Here is a 24,820-nt window from a genome sequence, read left to right on the forward strand (position 1 = left end):
GCCCGCCGCGGGGAATAACGCTTTACCGATTAAAGATTGCAGGCGGGTCAGCCGATAACGCTTCTGTGCTGCGTCAGTTTTTGTATCGGGTCAGAGAAACAGCGACGTTTTGCCAAATCAGGCAGGCGTAAAATGATTCTCTGACTATCATCGTTCTTTTGCGCGCGTGCAGGATAGCAAGCCGGGCGATCGGGATATCTGCCACAATACGTTTTATGCTCTTTGAGTATCGTCAGAATAAACCAGGTCCAGCTATCATGAGCACAACGATCAAACCTATCTTATCCGCCGTTTGGTCCACCAACGCCCTGGGGATCTGCGTCACCAGCCAGGAGTGCCCTGCCGGCCTGATACCTGCGCTCAAAGGCGTCACGCTACGGGAGTGGCTGAGCATCGCCCAGGCTGATGAGGATGCAAAAATTGCGCTGCTGCTGACTGCGGCCCTGGAGCGCGTACAGCCTTTTCATATTGAAGTGCCGATCAACTGCCTGGATGGCACCCTGCGCCATGTCATCGTGTCAGGCTTGCCTGGCGAGCGGGCGGAAGCGCCACACCTGCAGTACAGCGGTTTCGTACTGGATGTCACCGGACAGCGTAAGGCGCTGGAGGAGGCGCTGCGCACGGCCGCTGAATATCGCCTGCTGATTGAAAACAGCACGGATCTTATCGCTCACTGCGATGCCGAAGGGCGGTATGTCTCAATTTCTCCCTCCTACAGCGAAATGATTGGCTGGTCAGCCGAAGAGATGCTGGGCCAGCGGGTGACGGACTTTCTGCACCCTGACGATCGCGCACCTGCAGCCGCGGTGCTGAGTGCTATTTTCGCCGGGGGGGAGCAGCCGGACGTGGTGGAGGTGCACAAACGTCATCGCAATGGCCACTATATTACGCTTGGCACAAAAGCCTGCGGCGTGACCGATCCCTCCACGGGAAAGAACATCGGTGCGGTACTGGTATCGCGCGATATCACCCGCGACAAAGAGAAAATGCTGCAGCTGGAGCAGCAGGCGATGCGTGACGCGCTGACCGGCCTGCCAAACCGCTCCTGGTTTTATAAGCAGGTTGACGCCCTGCTCGCACAGCAGCAGGAGCAGCGCCTTGTCACGGTGCTGTTTCTCGATCTGAACGGATTTAAAGCCGTTAACGATTCAATGGGCCATGCGGCAGGTGACACGCTGCTGTTACAGATAAGCGAGCGGCTGCAGAGCTGCCTGGCGCCGGATGAGTCGGTTGCCCGACTCGGCGGCGATGAGTTTGTGGTAGCAGCCCGATGCCGCGATCGCCGGGAGGCCTCTGCGCTTGCTGAACGTCTGATTGCCAGCTTCAATGCTCCTTTCAGCATCAACAGCAGGACGATAAGCATCGGGGCCGCCATCGGCATAAGCCAGGCGCGACCTGCGACATTATCCGCTAAATTACTGATTCAGCAGGCTGACACCGCCATGTACCAGGCAAAAGCCCGCCGTGACGTCGCATACCAGTTTTTCTGCCTGCCCTCGCCTCTGTGACGGGCATCAGGCTGGCTAACAGAATTACATCGCGATTTCTCTCCCCCGATCTGGTGGCTGAAAGGGTTACGCGCACGATAAAGCAGCTCGCAGCTTTCGCTGGTTTATGCATTTGGCTAATCGGTGTGGCTGTGATTTTTCTGAGTGTCGGGTTAATAATGTATGTTAATAAACGGTACTTTTATTCTTTTCATTCTTTTTAATAACTAATTGGTTAATGAATTTTTTAGCTCCGCCGAAATAAATCTATGTGAAAGGCTTTTATCTTAATTTATGATTTATGCGCTAACGAAGCGTAAGCCAGGCTGGACAATACATTAGTAACGTGATGTTATTGTCTGCGCATTGATTACTTTTATCTGACATTTCCAAAATAAATACGCTCTGTCGATGCCTGAAAGCCGTGTTCTGTTTTCAGGTTTTGCTTTTTTCTCAGCTGAGGAAAATATCGTGTTTAAATTAAATCCTGTACTTCTGGCCCTTATTGCAGCACAAGGTATGATGTTTCCGGTTTTAAATGCATCGGCGGAGATATTAAAGCCCTATACGCCTGAAAATAATGATTATAAAGCGGGTGCATTGTATTTGCGTGATGGTTCAGTGCGGACGCTGACCGGGCTGCCGCAGTTCACGCCGGGGGTGAGTGGCGTAACCCGCACAACGCTGGGTGAGCTGCAGCGCGCGGGCCGGATCGTTACCGATACGCTCACGGGGCAACCCCGTATTAACGTCGGGCAGCAAAATCTGAATATCGTTATTCCCGATCCCGAAAACAACAGCTATAAATCCTTTCATGTTTATGACAGCTTAGCCTTTACAGATTTACCAGAAATTAATACAGAGACACAGGCAGAGGACTTTTATGCTGTAAACGATCGTCAATATATAGATGCCCGCATCGCCTCAGTTACGCGCGGCACGCTTAATATTAATATCGGGCGACCTGACAAAATCGCAGGTTCGGACACAAACCGCTGGTCAATGGCGGCCAGGCAAAGCCAGCTTTTTACCACGGCACAGCGCGGCCATCTGAACTGGAACAGTAATAATCGTGTTACTTTCACCGCCGTTGAGGCACCTCCCGCAAATAATCAGCTGACGCTGAGCAGAGATAGCGTGGTGAGATATACCGGGCCTTTCAGCGTAAATACGCGGGATGGCGAAGTCACCACGTTCACGGTAGCCTCCCTTGCGGAATTAAGAAATTATAATGACTGGTTAATCAATCAGCTGCTGAATGACAATATTACGCAGGAAGAGTATGGCAACGCGTTTAATAAAGCGTTTTCGCTTAATGAAGGCCGCGTGGTTTATCGCACCGGTGCCGGCAACCGCCGCGATGAAGTCAGGCTGCCGGCGGGCGACCGGATAGTGCTAAGTGCGAATGGTCGTGACGCCAGCGTGAAAATTTCTGCAGGGCGTACGCTTGAGGTCATCAACGCCAGCACGGCGATGCAGGCCAGCAACGGCGCGACCGCAATCATTGATGGCAAGCTCGCCGTGACCGCCACCGGGATTGCTGAGAGCAGGGCGCTGGCACTTCTCTCGGGCAGCACCGGAATCAACAATGGCACGCTGAACGCCGGCTTCCTGAATAACGCCAGCGGCACGGGTGTCGACAGAAGCACGCTGGGCTATATCGGTAAGGCCGTTGCGGTAAAAAACGGCAGCCGTTTTACCAATAATGGCGTGATTAATCTTGCCCCCGGCGATGCGCCTGAAGGCCAGGAAAGCAGCGCCATCTGGATTAATCAGGGCAGTGCGATTAACCGCGGCAGCATCAACGTCGGCGTCACGGATGTGGTCAATAACAGTTCAGCGGCAGGGGTTACGTTAGGCGCTGCAGGGCACTTTATTAACACGGCACAAGGCACCATCGCCATCGGGCGCTCGCCGCAAAACCGCAAAACGGACAGAACGCAGGATGTCGCGGTTACGCTGAGCGGCGGCGTCAGTGCTATTGAGCAACACCACAACAGCAGCGCGATCAATAATGGCCGTATTGTCATCGGCTCCCGCGTGCAGAACGCCGTGGGTATGCGCGTGGAAAATGCACCCTCTGCGCTGACGCTGAATAACGGCGTTATCGATATCAACGGACGGGCACAGCCTCAGCCGCTGGAAAACATCGGCATGCTGGTGCTGAATGCCGGGCAGTACGGGCGGGTGGGCAACGCAGGAACAATCAATCTTAACGGTGATAACAGTACCGGCCTGCGCATCCTTGCCATGCAGAACCATCGCGCCAGCGCCTGGTCTACCGGCACCATCAATGTCAGGGGTCATGCTGACCTCCCTGGCGGCACGCAGAATACCGCCGTCTGGGTAACCGGCGAACAGGGCGCTCAGGCGCACGCCGCGCTGGGCGGACGGATCAATTTACAGGGCGATGCGGCTATCGGTGTGCGTGCAGATGGAAACGCCCGGGTGGAGGTGGCCGCCAGCGCGGTGCCGCGCGCCGGAGAGGGCCGTAATCAGATCAGTTTCTTTATCAGTGGTCCGGACGCACGTCTCCGGCTGCCCGCCAGCGGCCGCTACGCCACCTCCAGCCCCGACGGTACGCTATTTCGCTTCGCGGATGGCGCAGACTTCAGCGCCAGCGGTACTACGCTCTCGCTCAACGCACCGGGCGCCACCGGTATCGTGGGCAGCGGCAGGGGCAGCGATATTGTGACGCGTGATGCAACATTCAATGTAGGTGCTGGCGCCAGCGCCATGCGGATAGAAGGCGGTGCGCAGGGTACACTCAGTGCTGCCACCCGGCTGCGCCTGACGGGCAAAGGCGCCAGTGCCGCAACGGTTGACGGGTATAAATATGATCTGAGCGGCCGCAATATCAGCGCTGATTACCTGCCGGATAGCCGCACGCTGCTGACCAGCCATGCCGCTATCAGCGGGCTGGCGGATGCGCAGGTGGGACTGGCGGCAGTAAACCAGGCGCAGCTGGTGAATACCGGTCGCATCACTTCAGGAGGAGAAGGATCGGTGGGGATCCTCGCGCGCCTGGGGGCGAAAGTCATCAACCAGGGCGATATCAGCGTGACGCGCGGAGGAACCGGCTTATACGCCGGGGGATTCGCCACTCCCGGGGAGAACCTCCCGACCACAGAAATAACCACCCGCGGCATGTTAAATGTGTATGGCGGATCGGGCAGCCAGCAGACAACGCTGGGCGCGATCGCCAGCGGCGAGCAGGCGGTGCTGAACCAGAACGGCATTATCAATCTGTACGGGGCTAATGTGGTTGGTGCCCGCGCCGAAAAGAACGCCATTATCAACAGCGGGGCAACAAGTCGCGTGGTGTTTCATCATGCTAACCAGGTCGGCTATCAGGCGACGGACACGGACAGTATTATTTTCAGCAGCGGAGGCAGCACAGACGTCAGTACAGCCGGCTCAACGCTTTACCAGGCCAGCAACGGAGGCGATGTCTATGCGCGTGAGCCCGGTACGGTAACGCTGAGCGGAGCTGATACGACCGGCGTCTCGGTCTCCGGCAGTACGTCCTACGCCTACCGCACTGACCGGTATAACGTGAACGGCAGAGGGGCTGCGGCGCTGCGCGTCTATGAACTGGGCGAGGGGATTGTCACCAGTCCCATTGCACTTAACGGCAACAATACCAGCGGCGTAATAGCGTCGGGCGATCGGGCAACCGTCTATGCCGCTTCTGACATTACCGGGCGCGGCCGGCAGATCACCGCTTTCGACGCGGGTTACTATTCAGCGATCTTCAATCAGTATCAGGGCTTGGTGAATTTAACCGGCCCTGAGAGTACGGGCGCGCGCGTGCACGACAACGCGTCATTTCTTAACTTTGGCAGTGTGCGTATCGCCTCGGGCACCGGCATCGATGCCAGCAGTGGTTATGGTTACTACTATCCGCGCGAGAGCAGTCGTCTGCAGGTAGATGACGGGATCGCCGCGCTGCGGGTCGGCAACAGTGGCGGTCTGGCGGTTCAGGGTGATGGTCAGGGCTACAGTACCATTACCGCCAGCGGACGCGCCGATGGCGTGCTGCTGGATAACGGGGCGCAGTTTTTCCAGGCCAGCGATATCACGCTGGGCGCTTATGGTCGTGGCAGCGTCATCAATAACCGTGCCGGAATTACCGCTATTTCACTGCAAAATGTGCGGCTGGAAACCGGGCGCGGAGCCGGTATCCGTTCAGCCGTCTCTTTTGACGGCGAAGGGAGTGCGCAGATTGTCACAGGCGAAGGCGGAACCGGCTATCTGTTTGCGAATGAAGATGGTTCAGCAACGCGTAACGATCTGTTTATCGGGCAGGGCTATTCCATCACGGTGCCCGGTAAGGGCACCGCCATACGTGCCAATACAACCGGAGATGTTGTCACCGCAGGAACGATTGCCATTGAGTCCGCTAACGGCGGATCCGCCGTAGTGACGCGCACCGCCAGGCGGGTGATTAACCAGGGCAGTATCACGTCACAAAGCCTGGTGGCACCCATCATCGATTTGCGCGGCGGTGCGTCGGTCTTTATCAATGAAGGCACCGTGACGGCACCCAATCCGCAGACTGTGGTGGTGGCGGGTGGAGCGGCCCGGGATGTTGTTGCCCTGCTGGACGGCAGGGTAACCGGCGATGTGCATACCGGTAACGGAGAGGATACGCTGATTGTCACCGGCGGCACGCTGAAGGGCAGTCTGACAATGGGCAGCGGCGTAAATAACCGCGCCACCGTACAGAACATCAGCCTGGAAAATACCCGGCACATCACCACGGCTGGTGGCGCAGGCAGTACTCTCAACCTCCATGACATTACGGCGCGTGGCGGATCTTTTACCAGTGACGATCCGGTAAAAGGCACCAATATCGGCGCCGGCTGGAGCACGCTGAATTTTTCCGGCACCCGCTGGACGCTGACGGACAACCTTCGGCTGGCGCACAGTACCATCAATATTGACGCGGATTCGACCCTGCTGGCGGGAGATGGTGTTCAGCCGCTGCTGCAGGGCGGTAGCGCCACCTCGCTGCAGGTGAATAACGCTGGTACGCTGGATTTGACCAATGGCAGCAGCCAGGCCGGTAACTCGCTGACGCTTAACGGCGATCTGGCTTCGGCAAACGGCACGCTGCGGCTTAACTCGGCGGCCACCCGCAGCGATATATTGCGCGTTAACGGTAACGTCAGCGGCACGACGCTGATTGATGATGTTCTGCGCGGCGCGCCGCAGCTGGATCGCAACGGTGACGGAATCATCGGGCCGGCGGAGGGGGTTTCGCTTGCGCAGGTGTCGGGCAGAGCCGCTCCGCAGAGTTTTGTTCTGAAGCAGGGGTATGTCGCTTCAGGCCCGTGGCAATACAGCCTGTATAGTTTTGCCCCAGGCAGCAGCGCCGCCAGTGAACGTCAGCTTAGCGGCAGCGGTAATGATTTCCGCGACTACCGTCTGGCTAACACGTTTGTCTGCGCAGACGGCGAGCTTTGTCAGCCGCAGCCAGGCAATGGCAAAACCGGCCTGCGCAGGGCGGTAACGCCGCAGCTCCCGTCATATATCTCAGCGCCGGTTGGCCTGGCACTCTATACGCTGGCGATCACGGACGATCTGCACAAGCGGCTGGGCGAGCTGCGCCAGCAGCACGATCCCGATGCAGCGGGCGGTGAGATGTTTGTTCGCTACCTGGGAGCCAACCTGCACTATCAGAGCAACCGCGGCCTGAGTCACTACGGCTATGACGCTGACCTTGACTACAGCGCGGCGCAGCTCGGCGGTAACGTCATCCGACTGGATGGCGCAGACGATAGCCTGCGCGGCGGTATCGCCTGGACGCGCGGCAACACGCGTATTCGTCCGCACGCGGTGGATGGCTACAGCTCAACCGCTTTCGACAGCGACAGCGTGGCGCTGTATGGCACCTGGCAGCATAGCAGCGGCCTCTATGTTGACAGCTCGCTGTCATGGAACCGCTATCGTGGCGAAACTGACATCATGCGGCAAAAAGCGGTGGCTTCGCCGGAAGGCAGCGGCTGGGCGGCTTCACTGGAGTCAGGCTACGCCATTGAGCTGACGCAGGGATGGCGTATCGAACCCCAGGCGCAGCTGACCTGGCAGCGTCTCGATATGGACAGCCTGACCGATCGGGACCAGACGCGGGTTTCCTGGGATCGTTATGAGCAGACCGTTGGCCGGCTCGGGGCGCGGCTGGACCGCACGTGGCAGGATGAGAGCCTGCGGCAGTACACGCCTTATCTGCGCGCAAACTACTATCGCGGCTGGGGCGGAACGGCGAAAACCCGGGCCGGCTCTGCTGACGGCACGGAGAGTCAGCGTTTTGACAGCGGTAAGTTTGGTCAGATGTGGGATGTCGGCCTTGGCGGCACCGCGACGCTCACCCGGGATGTGTCACTTTATGCCGAAACCGATTATCGCAAAGAGGTTAACGGGAACGGCGCGCACGGCTGGCACTACAATGCCGGTGTTCGCTGGTCGTTTTAAGCGGCGGCCATTGCCGGCCTGAGCAGCGTTTCAGGCCGGCTGCGGCAGGTTTACCGCAGCCGCGCTGTTCAGCGACGGCTCAGGGCCAGACGGGCAGCAAAGGCCAGAAAAATGGCGCCGGTTGTACGATCCATCCAGCGAATGACCTTCTCTTTTCGCAGTATCGTTGCCAGCGGGCGCGTGGCGCTTATCAGTGCCATCGACCAGCTCGTCCCGATCACAATATGGATACCGACCAGAATAAAGGTCCAGAGTACCGGTGAGTGACCCTGCGGAATAAACTGCGGTAAAAAGGAGACATAGAAAATGCCAGTCTTAGGGTTGAGTGCATTGCCGAGCACGCCTTTCAAAAACCAGTTTGAGCCTTTTTTAGCGGTATTATCCGCCAGCGTCAGCTGCTTTCTCGGACGCAGCAGCATGTTAATGCCCAGCCAGCTCAGGTAGAGCGCGCCACAATACTTCAGGATGTCGTAAGCCAGTTCTGACACTGCGATGAGCGCCCCCAGCCCGAACGCCACGGCGGCTCCCCAGACCAGACAGCCGGTGCTGATACCCAGCGCCGCGTGAACCGCCTGTTTTCGTCCCTCAACCGTTGCCGTTCTCAATACCAGCGCGGTATCCAGGCCCGGCGTCAGAGTCAGTAACAGCGCGGCAAAGCTGAATGCCAGCAGCGCATCCATTATGGTCATCATATCTCTCCTTCAGGCAACAGGTTGTTCTGGTCGCAGGCATCCATCTGAGGCAAACCTTTACTCAGGCTAATCCGGGCTGCTGAGCAACGGACGAGTGCAGCAGCAGCTTTTCGGCCGACGGGCGAACGGCTTATACAGCATATAGCGTTTACGATAAACGCTCAATTATCGCCAAAGAGCAACACGCACCTGCTGCGTTACCCGACCCGGAAAAATAAATATCATCCTGGCAACGGCCGTCATACAGAAATAAATATCAGATGCAGCGATCTGCTGTGGAAAAGTAGAAATGCTGCCTGTGATAATAAAACCGGCGGGTGGTTTGAAGGCAGTATATATATATTTACGCGCGGCGACGCCTGCCGCTGGCTATAACGTGCGGCTGCTTCGCAGGAAGCGCTCGCGCTACCGTGAATCGCCCGGCAGGCCGTTGTATTCAGGAAGAAAGTGGCCGTTTCGACATCACGCACGTATCACCGGACCGGACAGCCGGCTGCGGGTAAAAGCTGTCTGCCCGCATAATTAAAAAATCTCCTGAAAGAACGTTGCTTTATTTTTATTCTGAACTATCTGTTTATAGGGATATCCGGTTATTTTTTATTTCACGAGGACTAATGTATGAAACGTAAAATAATGGTCGCTGCTGCTCTGTTTCTGGGAACACTTGCCTCTGGCTCTGTTTTAGCCGCGCAGGAGATCACTAAAGAACAGGCCAGCCAGTATCAGGAAGTGGGCAAGATAAGCTCGATGAAAGAGCAGACTGCGCCTTCAGATGCCAAAGCCGATCTCTCCAAAAAGGCAGATGAACTGGGCGGCAAATACTACGTCATCACCTCTGCAAAAGAGGGTTCAAAGATGTCAGCTACCGCTACCGTCTATAAATAACAGCGGGTCTGTTGTATGCAAACGGCAGGCTATGGATGGCCTGCCTGAATGGCACCGCGATCTCTCCCGTAATCATCGCTGATCACCTCCTGCACTCTGCCTTTCTCTAAATCGGTATAACCTAAACCACCGCTATTTCCGGGTTTTAACTCCCTATATCACTGAATATTATGATGTTTACATAAAGTTACATTTGCAATGGAATCTTTTAGAGAATTGCTAAAGCAAATGATTATCATTGTCTTTCTCATATATTGCGGGCCTCTGCCTGCCTGCGCTGAACGGATAAATATAAAAACAGCGCATCACTGCTTAACCTAATACCAATGTTTAAGAGAGAGTTTATGGCTTTTTGTAGCAGGGAATCAGGGTTCAATAACCTCTTCAGCATCTCATTACTGGCACTGACCGTGCATTCCCTTCTCACTCCCGCCCGGGCGGCAGAGGAGGATGCGCAGGAGATGATCGTCAGCACTGATTCGGCCGTTAACAGTGCGCTCAGTAACCAGAACTATGCGGTGCAGACCACCCGTGCGGGCACTAAGCTGATGCTGACACCGCGCGATGTACCGCAGTCTCTTAGCGTCGTGACACAGCAGCGCATGCAGGATCAGGATTTGCAGTCGGTTAATGATGTATTAACCAACGTTACCGGCATATCCACTAATCTTGTCGACAGTGAACGCTCTGAGTACTATTCGCGCGGCTTCAAAGTCAGCAATTTTACGTTTGATGGTATTCCGGCTTTAGTCAACGACGCATGGAATTATGGCGATGCGGCTTCCGACTCCGCTATTTATGACCGCATTGAGATCGTGCGCGGTGCAACCGGCCTGATGACCGGCGCAGGTAGCCCGGCGGCTTCAATCAACATGGTGCGCAAACATGCCGACAGCAAAACCGCCACCGGAACGCTGAGTGCCAGCTATGGCAGCTGGAATAAGCAGCGTTATGTGGCCGATCTCTCTTCTCCGCTGAACGGGGATGGCAGCCTGCGTGGCCGCATTGTAAGTGGCTACACTGACCAGCAGAGCTGGCTGGATCGCTATCAGAAGACCAAAAAGTTTATCTACGGCGTCATTGATGCCGATCTCTCTGAAAGCACCACCGTGTCACTGGGATATGACTACGAAGATAACAACACCGGCAACCCAACCTGGGGCGGTTTGCCGATGTTTTACAGTAACAATGCCACCACCCATTACGATCGCAGCCTGAATTCAGCAGCCAACTGGGCGCGGTATAATACCAACTCCCGTAAAGTCTTTGCCGATATTGAACATAACTTTGATAACGGCTGGAATGTTCATGTTAACGGCACGCACGCTGAAAACACATTCAGCGATAAGCTGCTCTATGTGATGGGCAATCCCGATCGGGAGAGCGGTGAGGGTACGACCGGCTACGGCAGTATGGATCGCGGCAAACGTAAACTGGACTCTGTCGATGGCTTCGCCAGCGGCCCGTTTGAGCTGGCTGGTCGTCAGCATCTGTTAATGGCGGGTGCCAGTTACAGCCGGCAGCACAATGCAACGTATAGCCAGGATGGTTTCAGCGATGCAGAAGCGCGTGAGATCACGGCAGCCGATATGGGTATTTTTGATAACCACTGGAGCGGTAATGTAGCGGAGCCGGCGTGGCAGGGCTGGTATCGCAACGCCAATGACACGGTGCGGCAGAAATCCGTTTACAGCGCAGCACGTCTGTCGCTGGCCGATCCGCTGTCACTGATTGTTGGCGCGCGCTATACCCAGTGGAGCACCACCGGCAGCAGCGGAGAGGCGACTAAAAATAACACCACGCCTTATGCAGGGCTGGTGTATGACATCAACGATACCTGGTCCGCCTATGGCAGTTACACTGCTATTTTCCTGCCGCAGACTTATCGCGATACCCGAGGCGGCTACCTGTCACCCGTAACCGGAAAAAGCTACGAAACCGGGCTGAAATCTGCCTGGAACGATGGCCTGCTCACCGCCACCGTGGCGATATTCCGTATCGAAGAGGATGATGTCGGTCAGGCGCTTGATGGTGTCTACCTGAATGGCAGCGAGCAGGCTTATGTCGCCGCTAAAGGTGCCGTGAGTAAAGGCGCCGAGTTTGAACTGAATGGTGCACTGACTGATAATCTGCAACTGACATTTGGTGCCACCCGCTATGTTGCGCGTGACAAAAGTGGCCGCTTTAACAGTTACCAGCCGCAGACCTCCTTTAAGCTATTCACCCGCTATCAGCTGGCCGCTATTCCTGACCTGACTATTGGCGGCGGCGTTAACTGGCAGAATCGGGTATTTAAGGATGTGACCAACGCCAGCGGTGAGAGCGTACGGGTATATCAGGGCAGCTATCCGCTGGCATCGCTGTTTGCGCGCTATCAGGTGAATAAACAGGTTGCGGTACAGGCCAACCTCGATAATCTCTTTGATCGCCACTACTACAGCTATATGAACAGTTACGTCTATGGTGAGCCACGAAATATGAACGTCAGCGTTTCCTGGCAGTTCTGACAGATCGAATAGTCGATATTCACATTCAGGCATGCAACACGCTGACATGCCTGAATGCTTCCACTATTACCCGCCCGCTTCTCTTCTTTCTGCACGCTCAAACCGCTCATCTATACTGATTATTCCAGCAGGCATGCTGCTGGCAGTATAGATCCCAACACTCAGATAATGTGACCATGTAAATGTGCTTGTTAAATAGCGCGTTCCTGCCTTATATCCCGGCGGAGCGTAAGAGCAAATAGATCTCTCACTATCCGGAAAACCAATAATGAAAATAACGCGTTTTGTTTATTCTGCCCTGATTGGCGTGGTCGCCAGTTGCCGTTCAATGACGCCGATGGCGGCTCTTGCTGCGGCACGTCTTGCGAAGCGTAATACGTCAGGCGCTCTGCTGCTGCTGGATCGGCCGCTCTTTAAATATGGGGCGTTAGCGATGGGAGCAGGGGAGCTGTATGGCGACAAAATGAAATCAGCACCGGACCGCACTGTGTTTCCTGGCCTCTCGGCGCGCGTGGCCAGTGCCGGGATTGCCGGTGCCGCGCTGGCACCTCGTGGCGAAGAGAAGACCGGGGCCGCGGTGGCTATTTCTGCCGCGGTGCCACTGGCTTATGCCACGCTTGCAGCCCGCAAAAAGGCGATAACAAAAATCGGACAGACCCGAAGCGGCCTGATTGAAGATACGCTGGTTGTCGCTCTTGGAGCCGCCGTGGTCTTCTTTGCCACGCGTTCTGACCGTCACTAAACGCCTTCCCCAGCCTGACAGAACAGGAAGTTTGTGATGGGGGTGGGGCAGGTTATTTATCTTTTGCCCGTTCTGATTGGTGTTGCCTGAGTTAACAACCGGGTGTCATCCCTGACAGTTTCTCCGGCCGGTACGCGTCGGACGCGCCCGTTATGAGGTTGGCTTATCTTCGTCGTCTTCCGGCCGGGGCCGGGCAACGGTTAGTGATGTTTTCCGTCGTCGTCCGGGTCTGCTTTCATCTTTAAGTGCAGCCCAGCCTTGTCGCGCATATCAGTTTGAGAGAAACCATTGAGCCAGTGTCTGGCTTTTCTGATTTTCTCCGCCCTGACCGCGTTAGTAGCGTTACCAGCCATCAAATCCAGCTCCGCCGTCAGGGTTCGCTGGTTAATGTCCTGTCCCGCCATTGCAAGGTTGAGTGCTGCCTCTCCGATGACAGGTTTCTCCTGATCGTCGTCGTGATCAAACACTGAATACACCTCCTGATACGAGTCAATGACAACCTCACCGGTAACTGTAGTCCCAAAATGAATACGATGCCTGTCCGAACACGCGACCGCTTAAGGCCGCAGGCTTCACGTCGCTTAAAAGCCGCACTGCTTAAGCGTTGTTTACTCTGCGGTAGTTTTGAACACTAAGAGAGGCTTATGACGTCCGCTATGAGCGAAAAGCGGGCCTTTAATTATGAAGCCTTATAAGCACCCTTGCCGATTGATGGATTCCGCCTGTTCTGTAAATAAAACTAGATCGATGAATTAAAGTAACCGTAGCTTTTAGCCAGGCTCATCGCTAATTTTCTGTTGTCATCAAAACTTAGGGTTGATTTGCACCTCAACCATAAGGACGAAGTATGTCAGATAAGAAACGTATAGCCATTACCGGTGCGTCAGGAAAAATTGGCAGGGTCACAGTAGAGTGGCTTGAAAAAGCAGGGTATGACCTGTTCCTCATTGATAAGAAAGAACCGTCAACCAGCAAACATCCGGCGATGATTGCGGATTTAGAGGATTTTGGTGCAACACTTGACGCCCTTTCCTCCGTCGGGGAAGACATCTATTCACGACCCGAACCTGCAGCTTTTGATGCTCTGGTTCACCTCGCCAGTATCCCCCATCCCCGGATGATCCCCGACTCTGACGAGTTCAGAAACAATATGCTGGCCACTTTCAACGTATTTGAAGCATCCAGGCGTCTGGGGATTAAAAATATCATCTGGTCATCGAGCGAGGTTCCTACCGGCGTGCCTTACGATCGGTGGGCGCCCCCATATGTGCCGATTGATGAACACTACCCGGTACGGGGGATTAGCATTTACGCGCTGACGAAAGTGCTGGGTGAGGAAATGGCCCGTCAGTTCTGCCTTAATAACGCTGATATGCGTATTACCTGTCTCCGGCTTTCTAATGTTATGGGGCCGGATGAATACGCCCGGTTTGAAAGCTGGCAGGACGATCCGGCCGTCAGGTTATGGAATATGTGGACCTACGTTGACGTTCGTGACGTTGCCCAGGCGATTGAAAAAGCTCTCGAATATGACGTCAGGGGCAAAGATGAGTTCTTTATTACCAGTGATGTCACCTGCATGCGAATCCCCACAAAGGAACTTCTCGACCATTACTATCCTGAAGTTGAGCAGCGTAAACAATTTGCAGGCAATGAATCGGTGCTGAGCAGCGAAAAGGCAATGCGCATCCTGGGTTATCATCCGGCTTACCGCTGGACCGACAGTATCTGATGATCCCTTTGTTACCGGCCTGTACAGGGCCGGGTAAACCGTCTCAACAGGAGAATGATATGAGTGAGAAAAAACTGGCTCTCATAACCGGCGCAAGTAACGGTATTGGCCTGGCGCTTGCGGAAGAATTTGCGGCTAACGGATACGATCTTGCCATCGTGGCCCGGGATGATAAAAAGCTATCAGCTACACGCGAACATCTGCAAAAACACTTTTCAGTTAGCGTACACTCATTCAGTGCTGACCTTAGTGAGTATGATCAGATAATCGGCCTGCAGACCAGAATAGATGCGGCCGGTTTAAACCCCAGCGCGCTGGTTATCAACGCCGGCCAAGGCCTCGGCGGCGCCTTTATTGATGGTACCGATCTTGAAAAAGAGCTCAGGTTAATCCGGCTTAACGTTGATGCTGTGGTTCATCTTTCTAAAATATTTATCCCGCGGCTCGTTGAAAAAGGCAACGGGCACGTTCTTATCACCTCCTCGCTCTCCGGCTCGGCACCGATACCTTTTGAAGCTGTTTACGGGGCGTCGAAGGCTTTCGTCAACTCCTTCTTTTACGCCATACGTAACGAGCTGATGGGAAGCGGTTTGTCGATGACGCTTCTGATGCCCGGGGCAACGGAGACAAACTTCTTCAAAAATGCAGGGCAGGCAAGTACGACGGTAGGATCCATGAAAAAGGACGATCCGAAAGAAGTAGCCAGACGCGCCTGGTATGCCCTGATGACAGGGCATGAATTTGTCTACGGCAGCGAGTATGCCGAGTACGAGGGCGAGGTGATGAACAGAATGATGAGTGAATCACACAAAGCTCAGCGTCATCGCATTATTTCTGAACCCAATTCTGCCACGAAAAAGTAAATTCACACGGCGCCGGGCACAAGCTTGGCGCCTCTTTCAACAGGGATAAGCGTCCAGAGATGAGTTACGCGAAGATCCCCCGCGAAATGATGACTTTTCGTCTGCCGTGGCGTCGGGTTGCAACGTTTTGTTGAATCACTCTACACTCAACATCCTTCTGGCGCGATTCCGTGCAATGTCCTTTGATATAGCATTGAATTTTAATCAACGGTTTAACTTCATGCCTACCAGACTTTCCACCAGGCTCACCCGAAGCGATCTGGCTGAGCTCAACGCGTTTCTTATTACTGAGAAAATGCGCAGTTTTACCAAAGCCGCCATAGAACTCGGGATCACGACATCTGCGCTGAGCCATACCATACGTAATCTCGAGACGCGCCTGGGCGTCAGGTTGTTAAACAGAACAAGCCGCACGGTCTCTCCAACCGAAGCAGGCGCAAGCCTGGCATTACGTCTTGAAACAGGGTTTAAAGAAATTGGCGACGCGCTTGAGGAAATTAACCGCATGCGCGATCGGCCTGTGGGAAGACTCAGGCTTAACGTGCTGAGTGACGGCGCCCGCCTCATCATGGCACGCCATCTTCCGCGCTTTATCAGCAAGTATCCGGAAGTGGAGATCGAAATCAGCGTTGATGACAGGATGGTCGATATCGTGCAGGAGGGATTTGATGCCGGAATTCGCTTTGGCGGCACCGTCCCTGAAGATCTGGTTGCAGTTCGGCTGGGCGAAAAGCTCAGGTGGGTGGCGGTAGCATCGCCACGCTATCTTTATCAACATACTCTTCCTGCCATACCTGAAGATCTTCGCTTCCACGACTGTATTCAGTTACGCACCGGGCAGGGCGTTATCTACAAATGGGAATTCCGGAAGGATGAAGACTATCGCGTAGTCGATGTCCGGGGACAGCTTTGCGTGAGCGAAACGGCGCTGGCAATTGAGCTGGCCCTGTCAGGCGCCGGCATTGCCTACTGCCTTGAAGACAGGGTTCGTGACCACATTCGTGACGGCAGCCTGAGGATTGTGCTCCCGGAATGGGCACCCGTTGAAGAGCCTATGTATCTTTACTATCCCGGTCACCGGCGGGTTCCACAAGGGCTGAAGGAGCTGATTGCGGTGCTGAGAGAAGAGATAAAAAATGAAAAGAGAGTAGCTGATAAATAATCTGATTTATTGCTATGGGTAAGTCCGCTCCTGGTACGAAGCGGTCATTAGTATCAAAAAACTGATGGCCCCCTCCGGCTCTTCGGCGTTGCCGGATCTTCAGCCTCACCCCCGCTAACCGGCTCTGCCCGATCCCTCCGGAGTTAGGGCCTGCGCCTGACTTTTTTGAGGGCTTTATTGGTTATCTGGCATCGAAAGCGCCGCGTTTACTGACTCACTGGATGCGTTCTCACTCTAAAGACTGGACGGGGGGATACCGGGAGTATTTTTCCATCAGCAACGGCGCCTGTTTTGTCGTGCCGGGATTTGAGGGCAAAAAACACTTTCAGATCCTGTCCAGGGGCTTTAGCGCGGAAAAGTCGGCCGGGGCTGCAGGGTCAGCACCATGTTGTTCGTACCGAAATGTCTGGACGTGGCCTGAATCATTGCGACGCGGGCAGCAAGTTGCCCGCTATATCCGCAGTCAAATGTGCATGTTGTTGATTATAATGCGGCTTCATATGGTTATACCGGGATAACGCAAGAATACAGATATCAACATAAAGATGAGTTTTACTGACCAAAATTCTTTTCTGTCACCGTTGCTGTGGCGCAATTTGATTGTGGACTTAATGAGGCTAACATCCGCTTCTGCCACAAACCAGACATACAGACGGCGTGAGCGAATCTCAGATCGGGTCTTCAGCACCAGAGATCATAGCTGGCAGTTCGCTCACCAGTTTATCTACCGCCAGCCTGACCTTAAGAGGAAGATAAGGCATTTGCGGCCATACGGCATAGACCGGCTGTCTTTCAGAAGAGCAGTTTTTTAACACCTGTACCAGCTTGCCATTGATAAGCTGCTCCCGCACAAGCCAGTCAGGCAGCCAGGCGATCCCTCCTCCTGCAACGGCACTATCTCTTATACCCTGCATGTCATCCATTATCAGCCGGGCGGATGGCGTCATTTCATACATCCCTTTATCACCATTTTTTATACGCCATTTAAGAATGCGTCCTGCACTGAGGTAGGCAATCGCGGCATGCTGCTGCAGATCCTCCGGTAAGGCAGGTTCTCCCGCTTCACGCAAATATGCCGGTGATGCACATAAAACCATGGCGTGAGAGGTTAGCTGGCGGGCTATCAGGCTACTGCTGTCATCCAGCATGCCAATCCTGACAGCCATATCAAAACCCTCTGCTGGCAGGTCAACCTGGCGATCGCTGAAAGAAATTTCCAGTGCCAGCCCGGGATGCTTTTTTGCCAGCGCGGCTAATAGCGGTGCCACACAAAAATGTCCGAACAAAACCGGCACAGAGACTCTTAGTTTACCGCTTGCCTGCAGCTTGCCGCCTTCCAGCATCTCCTCTGCCATTCTGATTTCATCCAGCGCCCGACGGCAGAATTCATAATAGAGCGCGCCTTCATCCGTCAGGGTCTGACGACGGGTTGTGCGGCTGAAAAGCGTAACGCCCAGCCTGCCTTCCAGCCGGCCGATGGTTTTTGCTACGGCCGAACGCGTGAGGTGCAAGTTTTCGGCGGCCTGAGAAAAACTTGCCGACTCAGCAGCAGCCACAAAAACCGGAATGCCGCTCATTTCACTTTTCATATTGTCGCCTGACAGGAATCAATAGAGGGAAATATTATCGCCACTGTCAATGCACAGGCAATGTAATAATGAAGCTCTATCGTTCTAACCCAAAAGGAGTCGCAATGAAACGCTTAATGAAATGCTGGAGCCTGGACAAAACAGGGCGTCAGAACCTGAAGCTCACGCACACAGATATTCCTCAGCCAGGCCCGTATGAAGTGCTGGTGCGTGTAGAGGCCCTCTCTTTGAACTTCCGCGATAACGCCATTATCGAAGGAAAAATGGGTAATGAGATGACGATGCCGCTCACACCAGGGTCTGATATGGCGGGTGTGGTTGAAGCCGTGGGGACGGGGGCTACCCGTTTCAGCGCAGGCGATCGAGTTATTTCATCTTTCAATGCAGAGTGGATCGAGGGTCGCCCAGTCAATAATGCTAAAAACCCTGAATACAACTCGCTCGGCTACGCTCTTCAGGGCGTAATGGCTGAGTATGTGGTCATGAATGAGGAGTGGCTTGTTCGCGCGCCCCGGACGCTTACTGATGCTGAAGCCAGCACATTGGTTTGTGCAGGCCTGACGGCCTGGGTTGCCCTGGTTGAACGTGGCGGCCTGCGCGCCGGTGAAAGCGTGCTGGTTCAGGGGACGGGTGGCGTGTCGCTATTTGCACTGCAGATTGCAAAAGCCATGGGGGCGCAGGTGTTTGTCACCTCATCCAGCGATGAGAAGCTTGCAGCCGCAAAAATGCTGGGCGCAGATCGCGGGATTAACCGGAAGAAAGAGGACTGGGTGGAGGCCGTATACCGCCTGACCAGTGAAAGGGGAATAGATCACGTTATCGATACGGTCGGAGGGCGCAATGTTGCCGATTCAGTTCGCGCAGTGGCTTCGCACGGTCGTATCTCGCTGATTGGCATGATGGACACGCACGATGTTTCTGCATCCGGCGCTCTGCTTCTGCTGAAATCTCCGACGCTGCAGGGCATTGGGGTAGGGCATCGTCGGGCCCTTGAAAATTTTGTCAGGGCCGTTGATGAGATTAACTTAAAGCCGGTTATCGATAAGAGTTATTCATTCGACCAGCTGCCGGAGGCGCTGGAACACCTGGAACAGGGTGCATTCGGGAAAGTTGTGATTAACGTGATTTAAAAACCGGGCTTCAGTTAAAAATGTATTCAGGGCCTGCAATGCTGGCATTCCTTCCGTGCTGACTGAACGGGTAGTCAGGCGCGCGCAGGTGCTAAAAAGACGGTGCCCGGGGGAACGGGCCCGTTGCAGCAAGGTCCCGGCGGTGAACCGGTCGGGGCTTCTGCCAGCACAGGAGGCGGTCAGGCCTGCTTCCTGAGGGTAGAGGGTTGAGCGACGCCGGGCGTCAGTTAACGGTCGGGACGCCTGAGCAGCCTTTTATCTCGCCCGTCCGGGAATAAAAAAAGGGGCCACGGATCACGGCCCCCGGCAGAACGGCTTCACGCGGCGCCGCCCGCCAGCACAGCAAAGGTAATCAGGCGGGGCGGCGTCCGAACCCCATGCGCCTCAGGCGCGGGGGCAGATCCACCAGAGTGCGGCAGCCCAGCTTCTGCATAATATTTTTCCGGTGCTGGCTGATGGTCTTGACGCTCAGCTGCAGCCGGTGGCCGATATCGGTCAGGGTGCGCTGGGTAGCCAGCAGGCGCAGCAGGCCGAATTCCCGTGCGGTCAGCGCCTCCTTACCATACCCGACCGTCAGCGTCTCCGGGGGCGGCGTTATCCCGGCGGGGCAGCCGAACACCTCGCCGGCGAGGTGCGTGATGTCGCAGCGCTTGGAGAGTACGCAGGCGCCGGGCAGACGGGTCAGCACGTGGCTGATGACCGCCTTCTCGCGCAGGTCGGTCAGGATTATCAGGCGGGTGGCCGGCGAAACGCGGCGCAGGGTAACCAGCAGTTCGGTCAGCGCCTGCACGTCGCGGCCGAACGCGCAGAGCTCGCTGATGACCACATCCGAGCCGGCGGCGATGCGCAGCGCGCTGTCAATCTGCGTCTGGTCAATCAGGCGGACCCGGATATGCTTTTCACTGAAGTAACAGGTGATGCCCTGCGCAATCCATCTGTCGCTGTCTATCACGGTGACTGTGAACATGTTTCTCTCCTCGCGTTCCCTGTCCGCTATTACACCGCAGACGGGGAGCGGGAAGTATCAGACAGTGTCGGTAGGGGTTGTAGGCATTGTCCTGGTTTCAGTCCCCGAGCCGGGCATACGCGCGCGCGAACGCTTCCAGCATGTCTGCCGCCTTTGCGACATGGTGCAGGATAACCGCGCACTCTTCCTCCATGTCGGCCAGTTCCTCGAGCTGCGCACACTGCTCGTCCAGGCGACGGATGCCCGTTACCCGCAGCGTGCCGGCCATGCGGTGGAAAATCCGCCGGGCGGCGGACAGGTCGTCATCAAGCAGCGCCTGTCGCGCGGCCTGCAGGTCGCCCCGGCTCTCGCTGATGACGGTGCGGATGAACCGGTCTGCCTCCTCCGGGCTGTCCGGAATAAAAGTCTCCAGCACGGTCCGATCGATCCAGCTGTCGAAATCGCTATCCGGCTCTGCGTCCGGCGGGTCATACGCGCGGATAGCCTGCGCCAGGCGCGGCAGCTCCACGGGCCTGAAGAGGCAGTCGTTCATGCCTGCTTCCAGGCAGCGCGCCCGGGCGGAGGCCTGCGCGTCAGCCGTGATGCCGATAATGATCACGTCCGCGTCCTCCTGCCGGATGAGGCGGGCCATCTCCGGGCCGTTCATGTCCGGCATGCTGCAGTCGGTCAGGATGATCTCCGGACGCGATGCCCGCCAGCTCTGCAACCCGTCGCGGCCATCTTCGGCCGTGATCACCTGATGCCCGAGCAGCGCCAGCTGCCGGGAGATCAGCAGCCGGTTGGCCGGATGGTCATCCACAAGCAGCACCCGGCGCGGCTGGCCCCGTGCGGGCGCGGGGGCGGTTTCGCTTTGCAGTGCGGCGGACCGGATCTGTACGGGCACGTCCAGCGTAAAGGTGCTGCCGCGCCCGGGTGTGCTTGTAAGCGTCAGCGTGCCACCCATCAGGCTGGCGATTTCGCGGCTGATGGCAAGCCCCAGTCCGCTGCCGCCCGCGGCGCCGTCTGCCTGCTCAAAGGGCAAAAACAGCCGCCTCTGGTCAGCTTCGGTAATGCCGGGCCCGGTGTCCTCCACGGCAACGCGGAGCCTCTCAGGCGTCAGCGTAACCTGCACCTGCACCTGCCCCTGCTGCGTAAACTTCACCGCGTTGCCCGTCAGATTCGCCAGGATCTGCCGCAGCCGGTTGTCATCCGCAAACACGCTGGTCTCCCCCTCCGGAAGCGACAGGGAGAGCGTCAGCCCTTTCTGCCGGGCAAGCCAGCTGAACGCCTGCGTGACAGGCTGCACCACGGCACTGAGCGGGCTCCAGCGCGGCTGCAGAGTCATTTTTCCGGACTCGATGCGCGCAATGTCAAGCACGTCGCCTATCAGCGCCAGCAGACTGAGTGACGATTCATGGGCCACGCTGATAAGCTCTGTATCGGCGCGGCCTTCCTGCACCTGCAGCTCCAGCAGGCCGATAACCGCGCTGAGCGGCGTGCGGATTTCGTGGCTCATGGTGGCAAGAAAGCGGCTCTTGGTGCGGCTTGCCTGCTCGGCCTCGATCTGCGCCTGCTGCAGCGCAGCCTGCATGCTCAGATACGCTGTAACGTCCTGCCAGCCTCCGATATAGCCGCCGGTTGTTCCGTCATCCTCCTGAAAGCTGGTCATCCAGTGCCGGATGGTCTGTTCCGTTCCGTCTCCGGCATCAAGCACAAACTCCGCCTCCAGCGGCTCCCCGCCCGCCGGCGGCGTGCGCATACACGCTGTCCACACCCCGTACAGCGGGTGGCGGCTGTCCCAGAGCGGAAGCGGAAGGTGTTCAGCCGCCGCGCCGGTAAAGTAGCGGCCGAACGCCGCGTTGCTGTGGGTAATGTTACCGTCGCGGCTGGTGACGTAAACGGGGCGGGGCGGTCCGTTGATAAGCCGGTCGCGAAACGCCACCTCCTGGCGCAGCAGGGCCTTTGCCCGCCGGGTTCGCCGCACCTGCCGGCGCAGCGAGACGGCCCAGGCGGCGGTAAGAAGAATAAGCGCGCCCGCGCCGGCGGCGCCGGCGTAAAACTCGGTGCGATAAACCTGCCACGTATCAAAGCGCGCAGCCGACGTGGACTGCCAGTGCGCGAGAATGGCGGTAACGATGCCGGGCGGAACGAGGGCGAGCGTTTTATTCAGGATACTCAGCAGCTCCGGATCGGCGCGACGCACGCCGAAGACTACCGCCGCCTCCTCCACGGGCAGGTTTTCACGCAGGGTCAGCCGGTCCCTGTAGAGGCCCTGTATCAGATAGCGGGCGCTGGTAAGGGTCGAGAGGGTGGCGTCCGTGTCGCCGTCTGCGACGCGACGCAGGGCAAGCCCCGGGTTCCCGGTCCAGGTAATCTCCGCCTGCGGCCACGCGGCGGTGAACCAGGCAGAGGCATCCTGCCCTGGTACCAGGTCGGCGCGCTGTACGGGGCCGTCAAAGCCGCTGCGCGTGACCATCACCACCGGCGTATACATAAACGGGGCGCTCAGCAGCAGGCTGCGGCTCCGCTCGCGGCTCCATATCAGTGGCGCCGTCATCAATACCCGTCCCTGTGCAAGCGCGTCCGGCAGGTCCCGGCTGTCACCGATGTCCGTATAGCGGAACCGGATGCCCGTGCGCAGGCTGACCAGCGAAAGCAGCTCCGGTCCGATGCCGGCAGGCGCGCCGCCGGGCCCGGTCACGAAAAACGGTGCGCTGAACGCTGAGCCGGCTACCGGCACCTCGGGATGAGCGCGCAGCCAGGCTTTTTCTTCAGGAGTCAGGCCAGGCGGCGCGGCAACGAAGCGCGTCAGATCGTTCTGATCCCAGCGCGACGCCAGCATTTCTCCCGCCGGGCTGTCGCGCAGATTCTCTGCCGCGGCGCGAAGGGCTCCGCTGAGCTGCGGCGCGCGGCCGTCCGTGACGAGACGGTAGGGCGTCATGGCCGCCGGCGACAGGCGGCTGACCTCCAGCGTGTTGACGTAGTTGCGTCCGGTCAGGTACCAGGCCTCGCCGGCGGGCAGGATCGCAGATGCGGCTGCCCCCTCGTCAAGCTGCGCCAGCTGCCTGCCCGGGCTGATGTCTGTACCAGCGAGCGCCGGGCCGTCAGAGCGGGGAGCACCGCGCCGCGTGACCTCGACCGGCAGCGCCGGCGCCAGGGTGACGATGCCGCTCTCGCCGTAGTGTGCAGGCACCGCGTCGCCGGCAGGGCTGAACACCACGTCGGCGCGGCCCGCGTCCAGCGCCGCCCAGGCCTCCTGTGCGGATCCGTAGTGCACCACGCGCAGCGTCAGGCCGAGGCTTCGCGCTGCGGTCCAGATAAAGTCCGGCAGGTAGCCGGTGAGGCGGCGCGCCGGATCGGTTCTTACCACCGGCGGGCGGGATGTGCCATAAAGCGCCAGCGTCAGCTCGCGCTTCTGACCGAGCCAGCGCCACTGTGCGTCGGACAGCGCCGGGGACGCCACGTCCGGCAGAGCCGCAGGTGAATAGCTGAGCGCGACCGGGGCCGCTCCGGCACCGGCCGGCAGCAGCAGCGTGCACAGCAGCAGAAAACGGCGCATCAGGAGATATTGTTCCGGCGCGTGAAATCCAGCAGGTCGCGCTGGTTCTTCAGGCCCAGCTTTTCCATCAGGCGCGCCTTGTAGGTACTGACGGTTTTGTTGCTGATTTCCATACGGGCGGCAATGCTGATGATTTCCCGCCCCTCGCCCAGATAGCGCAGCACCTCGAACTCGCGCTTAGAGAGCCGGCGCAGCCGGTCCGCGTCCGGCTCGGCCACGCTCTCTTCCCAGGTCTCATGCATCCTGAGCGGAAAGTAGCCGTAGCCGGAAAAAACCGCGCCAACGGCCTGAGACAGGTCGCCCAGGCTATTCTGCTTGCTGATAAAACCGTTGGCGCCGGCCTTCATGCTGAGCTGGGTATAGTAGGCGGGGTTTTTGCCGCTCATTACGATAACCGGCACGCGGATATCCGCCGCGCGCAGCAGCGCAATGGCCTCGGTGCCGCTGATGCCCGGCAAGTCGATATCCATAATCAGCGCGCCGGCGCCGTGCTCACGGACCATCTCCACGACGCGGTCAGCGCTGTCGGACTCGGCCACCACGGTGTGCCCCTCTTTTTCCAGCAGCATCCGGATGGCCAGGCGCGCCAGCGGATGGTCGTCGATAACAATAAACGCGGCCATATTTCATCTGCTCTGTTAAACATGAATTAATCATATTCTGCAGAATTACCGGATGCAAAAAATATATTTGCGTAGTCATTTTCCTACAGCCGGATGACAATATTCCTGATTGCGTCAGGGGCAATTTTAAAATTAAGAATAAAAACGCCTCCGTGTAGTCCGCGGCTTACAGGGTGCCTCCCGCCGTCTGATTCTGGCCGTGGTCATAAAGTGACAGAATCATGTCCGGACGTGCTCACACCTGCGCTGAGCCCCTTACATCATGAGCCTGCAAAAAATGAAAACAACATCTTCTGTGATGAGCAGCGAGCTGCTGCGCCCTGCCGCCTGGATATTTATCACCGCCTTTTCCCTCGGCGCGTGGTGCCTGGCCGGTGTCATTATTCAGATAATTTTCTGACCCTGACTTAATTACCGTGAGCACAA

At 57.0% G+C, this 24,820-nt stretch carries 16 protein-coding genes; 10 read left to right on the forward strand and 6 right to left on the reverse strand.

Translation table 11 applies throughout. The annotated features are described in order from the left end of the window. The first annotated feature begins 257 nt into the window (after window positions 1-257). Together F3J39_RS12240 and F3J39_RS12245 are read left to right on the forward strand one after the other, a co-directional pair. Complete coding sequence (locus tag F3J39_RS12240; protein WP_104085834.1) at window positions 258-1,508, forward strand: sensor domain-containing diguanylate cyclase; 1,251 nt, start codon at window positions 258-260, stop codon at window positions 1,506-1,508. Between the two features lie 585 nt (window positions 1,509-2,093). Then, complete coding sequence (locus F3J39_RS12245; RefSeq protein WP_233207441.1) at window positions 2,094-7,964, forward strand: autotransporter outer membrane beta-barrel domain-containing protein; 5,871 nt, start codon at window positions 2,094-2,096, stop codon at window positions 7,962-7,964. Between the two features lie 68 nt (window positions 7,965-8,032). On the opposite strand, the gene F3J39_RS12250 is transcribed toward F3J39_RS12245, so the two are convergent. Beyond that, on the reverse strand, window positions 8,033-8,653 hold the full coding sequence (locus F3J39_RS12250; protein ID WP_166714281.1) for a LysE family translocator: 621 nt from the start codon (window positions 8,651-8,653) through the stop codon (window positions 8,033-8,035). 621 nt (window positions 8,654-9,274) lie between these two features. Here F3J39_RS12250 and F3J39_RS12255 point away from each other — a divergent pair. From F3J39_RS12255 to F3J39_RS12265, 3 genes are all read left to right on the forward strand, one after another. Then, window positions 9,275-9,541 (forward strand): YdgH/BhsA/McbA-like domain containing protein, encoded by a 267-nt coding sequence (locus F3J39_RS12255; RefSeq protein ID WP_071668142.1) that lies wholly within the window; start codon window positions 9,275-9,277, stop codon window positions 9,539-9,541. 326 nt (window positions 9,542-9,867) lie between these two features. Beyond that, window positions 9,868-12,048 carry a ferric-rhodotorulic acid/ferric-coprogen receptor FhuE gene (gene fhuE / locus F3J39_RS12260; RefSeq protein WP_233207440.1) on the forward strand — a complete coding sequence of 727 codons (2,181 nt, stop codon included), beginning with the start codon at window positions 9,868-9,870 and terminating at the stop codon, window positions 12,046-12,048. Between the two features lie 268 nt (window positions 12,049-12,316). Next, window positions 12,317-12,790 (forward strand): hypothetical protein, encoded by a 474-nt coding sequence (locus F3J39_RS12265; RefSeq protein ID WP_094110818.1) that lies wholly within the window; start codon window positions 12,317-12,319, stop codon window positions 12,788-12,790. A 200-nt stretch (window positions 12,791-12,990) separates the two neighbouring features. Here F3J39_RS12265 and F3J39_RS12270 read toward each other — a convergent pair whose 3' ends face one another. Next, window positions 12,991-13,257 carry a hypothetical protein gene (locus F3J39_RS12270; protein ID WP_071668145.1) on the reverse strand — a complete coding sequence of 89 codons (267 nt, stop codon included), beginning with the start codon at window positions 13,255-13,257 and terminating at the stop codon, window positions 12,991-12,993. A 380-nt stretch (window positions 13,258-13,637) separates the two neighbouring features. Between F3J39_RS12270 and F3J39_RS12275 the strand changes: the two genes are divergently transcribed. From F3J39_RS12275 to F3J39_RS12285, 3 genes are all read left to right on the forward strand, one after another. Continuing rightward, window positions 13,638-14,522, forward strand: coding sequence for an NAD(P)-dependent oxidoreductase (locus F3J39_RS12275; protein WP_104085739.1), 885 nt, complete (start codon window positions 13,638-13,640; stop codon window positions 14,520-14,522). 59 nt (window positions 14,523-14,581) lie between these two features. Beyond that, window positions 14,582-15,385, forward strand: coding sequence for an SDR family NAD(P)-dependent oxidoreductase (locus tag F3J39_RS12280; protein ID WP_071668147.1), 804 nt, complete (start codon window positions 14,582-14,584; stop codon window positions 15,383-15,385). 175 nt (window positions 15,386-15,560) lie between these two features. Next, a complete protein-coding gene (locus tag F3J39_RS12285) occupies window positions 15,561-16,547 on the forward strand; it encodes a LysR family transcriptional regulator (protein WP_233207439.1) in 987 nt (328 codons plus the stop codon). Between the two features lie 668 nt (window positions 16,548-17,215). Here the strand turns inward: F3J39_RS12285 and F3J39_RS12295 are convergent. Continuing rightward, window positions 17,216-18,136 carry a LysR substrate-binding domain-containing protein gene (locus F3J39_RS12295; protein WP_166714245.1) on the reverse strand — a complete coding sequence of 307 codons (921 nt, stop codon included), beginning with the start codon at window positions 18,134-18,136 and terminating at the stop codon, window positions 17,216-17,218. 104 nt (window positions 18,137-18,240) lie between these two features. Between F3J39_RS12295 and F3J39_RS12300 the strand changes: the two genes are divergently transcribed. Beyond that, on the forward strand, window positions 18,241-19,266 hold the full coding sequence (locus F3J39_RS12300) for an NAD(P)-dependent alcohol dehydrogenase (RefSeq protein WP_071668149.1): 1,026 nt from the start codon (window positions 18,241-18,243) through the stop codon (window positions 19,264-19,266). Window positions 19,267-19,618: 352 nt separating this feature from the next. Here F3J39_RS12300 and F3J39_RS12305 read toward each other — a convergent pair whose 3' ends face one another. From F3J39_RS12305 to F3J39_RS12315, 3 genes are all read right to left on the reverse strand, one after another. Beyond that, the gene (locus F3J39_RS12305; protein WP_166714246.1) at window positions 19,619-20,233 is read right to left on the reverse strand and encodes a LuxR C-terminal-related transcriptional regulator; all 615 of its coding nucleotides are present in this window, start codon (window positions 20,231-20,233) and stop codon (window positions 19,619-19,621) included. A 97-nt stretch (window positions 20,234-20,330) separates the two neighbouring features. Continuing rightward, on the reverse strand, window positions 20,331-23,771 hold the full coding sequence (locus F3J39_RS12310; RefSeq protein WP_166714247.1) for an ATP-binding protein: 3,441 nt from the start codon (window positions 23,769-23,771) through the stop codon (window positions 20,331-20,333). Further along, window positions 23,771-24,394, reverse strand: a complete 624-nt coding sequence (locus F3J39_RS12315; protein WP_166714248.1) for a response regulator — start codon at window positions 24,392-24,394, stop codon at window positions 23,771-23,773. The genes F3J39_RS12310 and F3J39_RS12315 overlap by 1 nt, the downstream gene beginning before the upstream one ends. A gap of 277 nt (window positions 24,395-24,671) precedes the next feature. Here F3J39_RS12315 and F3J39_RS18945 point away from each other — a divergent pair, with 277 nt between their 5' ends. Then, complete coding sequence (locus F3J39_RS18945; protein WP_282097886.1) at window positions 24,672-24,794, forward strand: hypothetical protein; 123 nt, start codon at window positions 24,672-24,674, stop codon at window positions 24,792-24,794. Window positions 24,795-24,820: the final 26 nt, after the last annotated feature.

This window comes from Pantoea sp. Acro-807 (genome assembly GCF_011752675.1).
Lineage (GTDB): Bacteria > Pseudomonadota > Gammaproteobacteria > Enterobacterales > Enterobacteriaceae > Pantoea > Pantoea eucrina.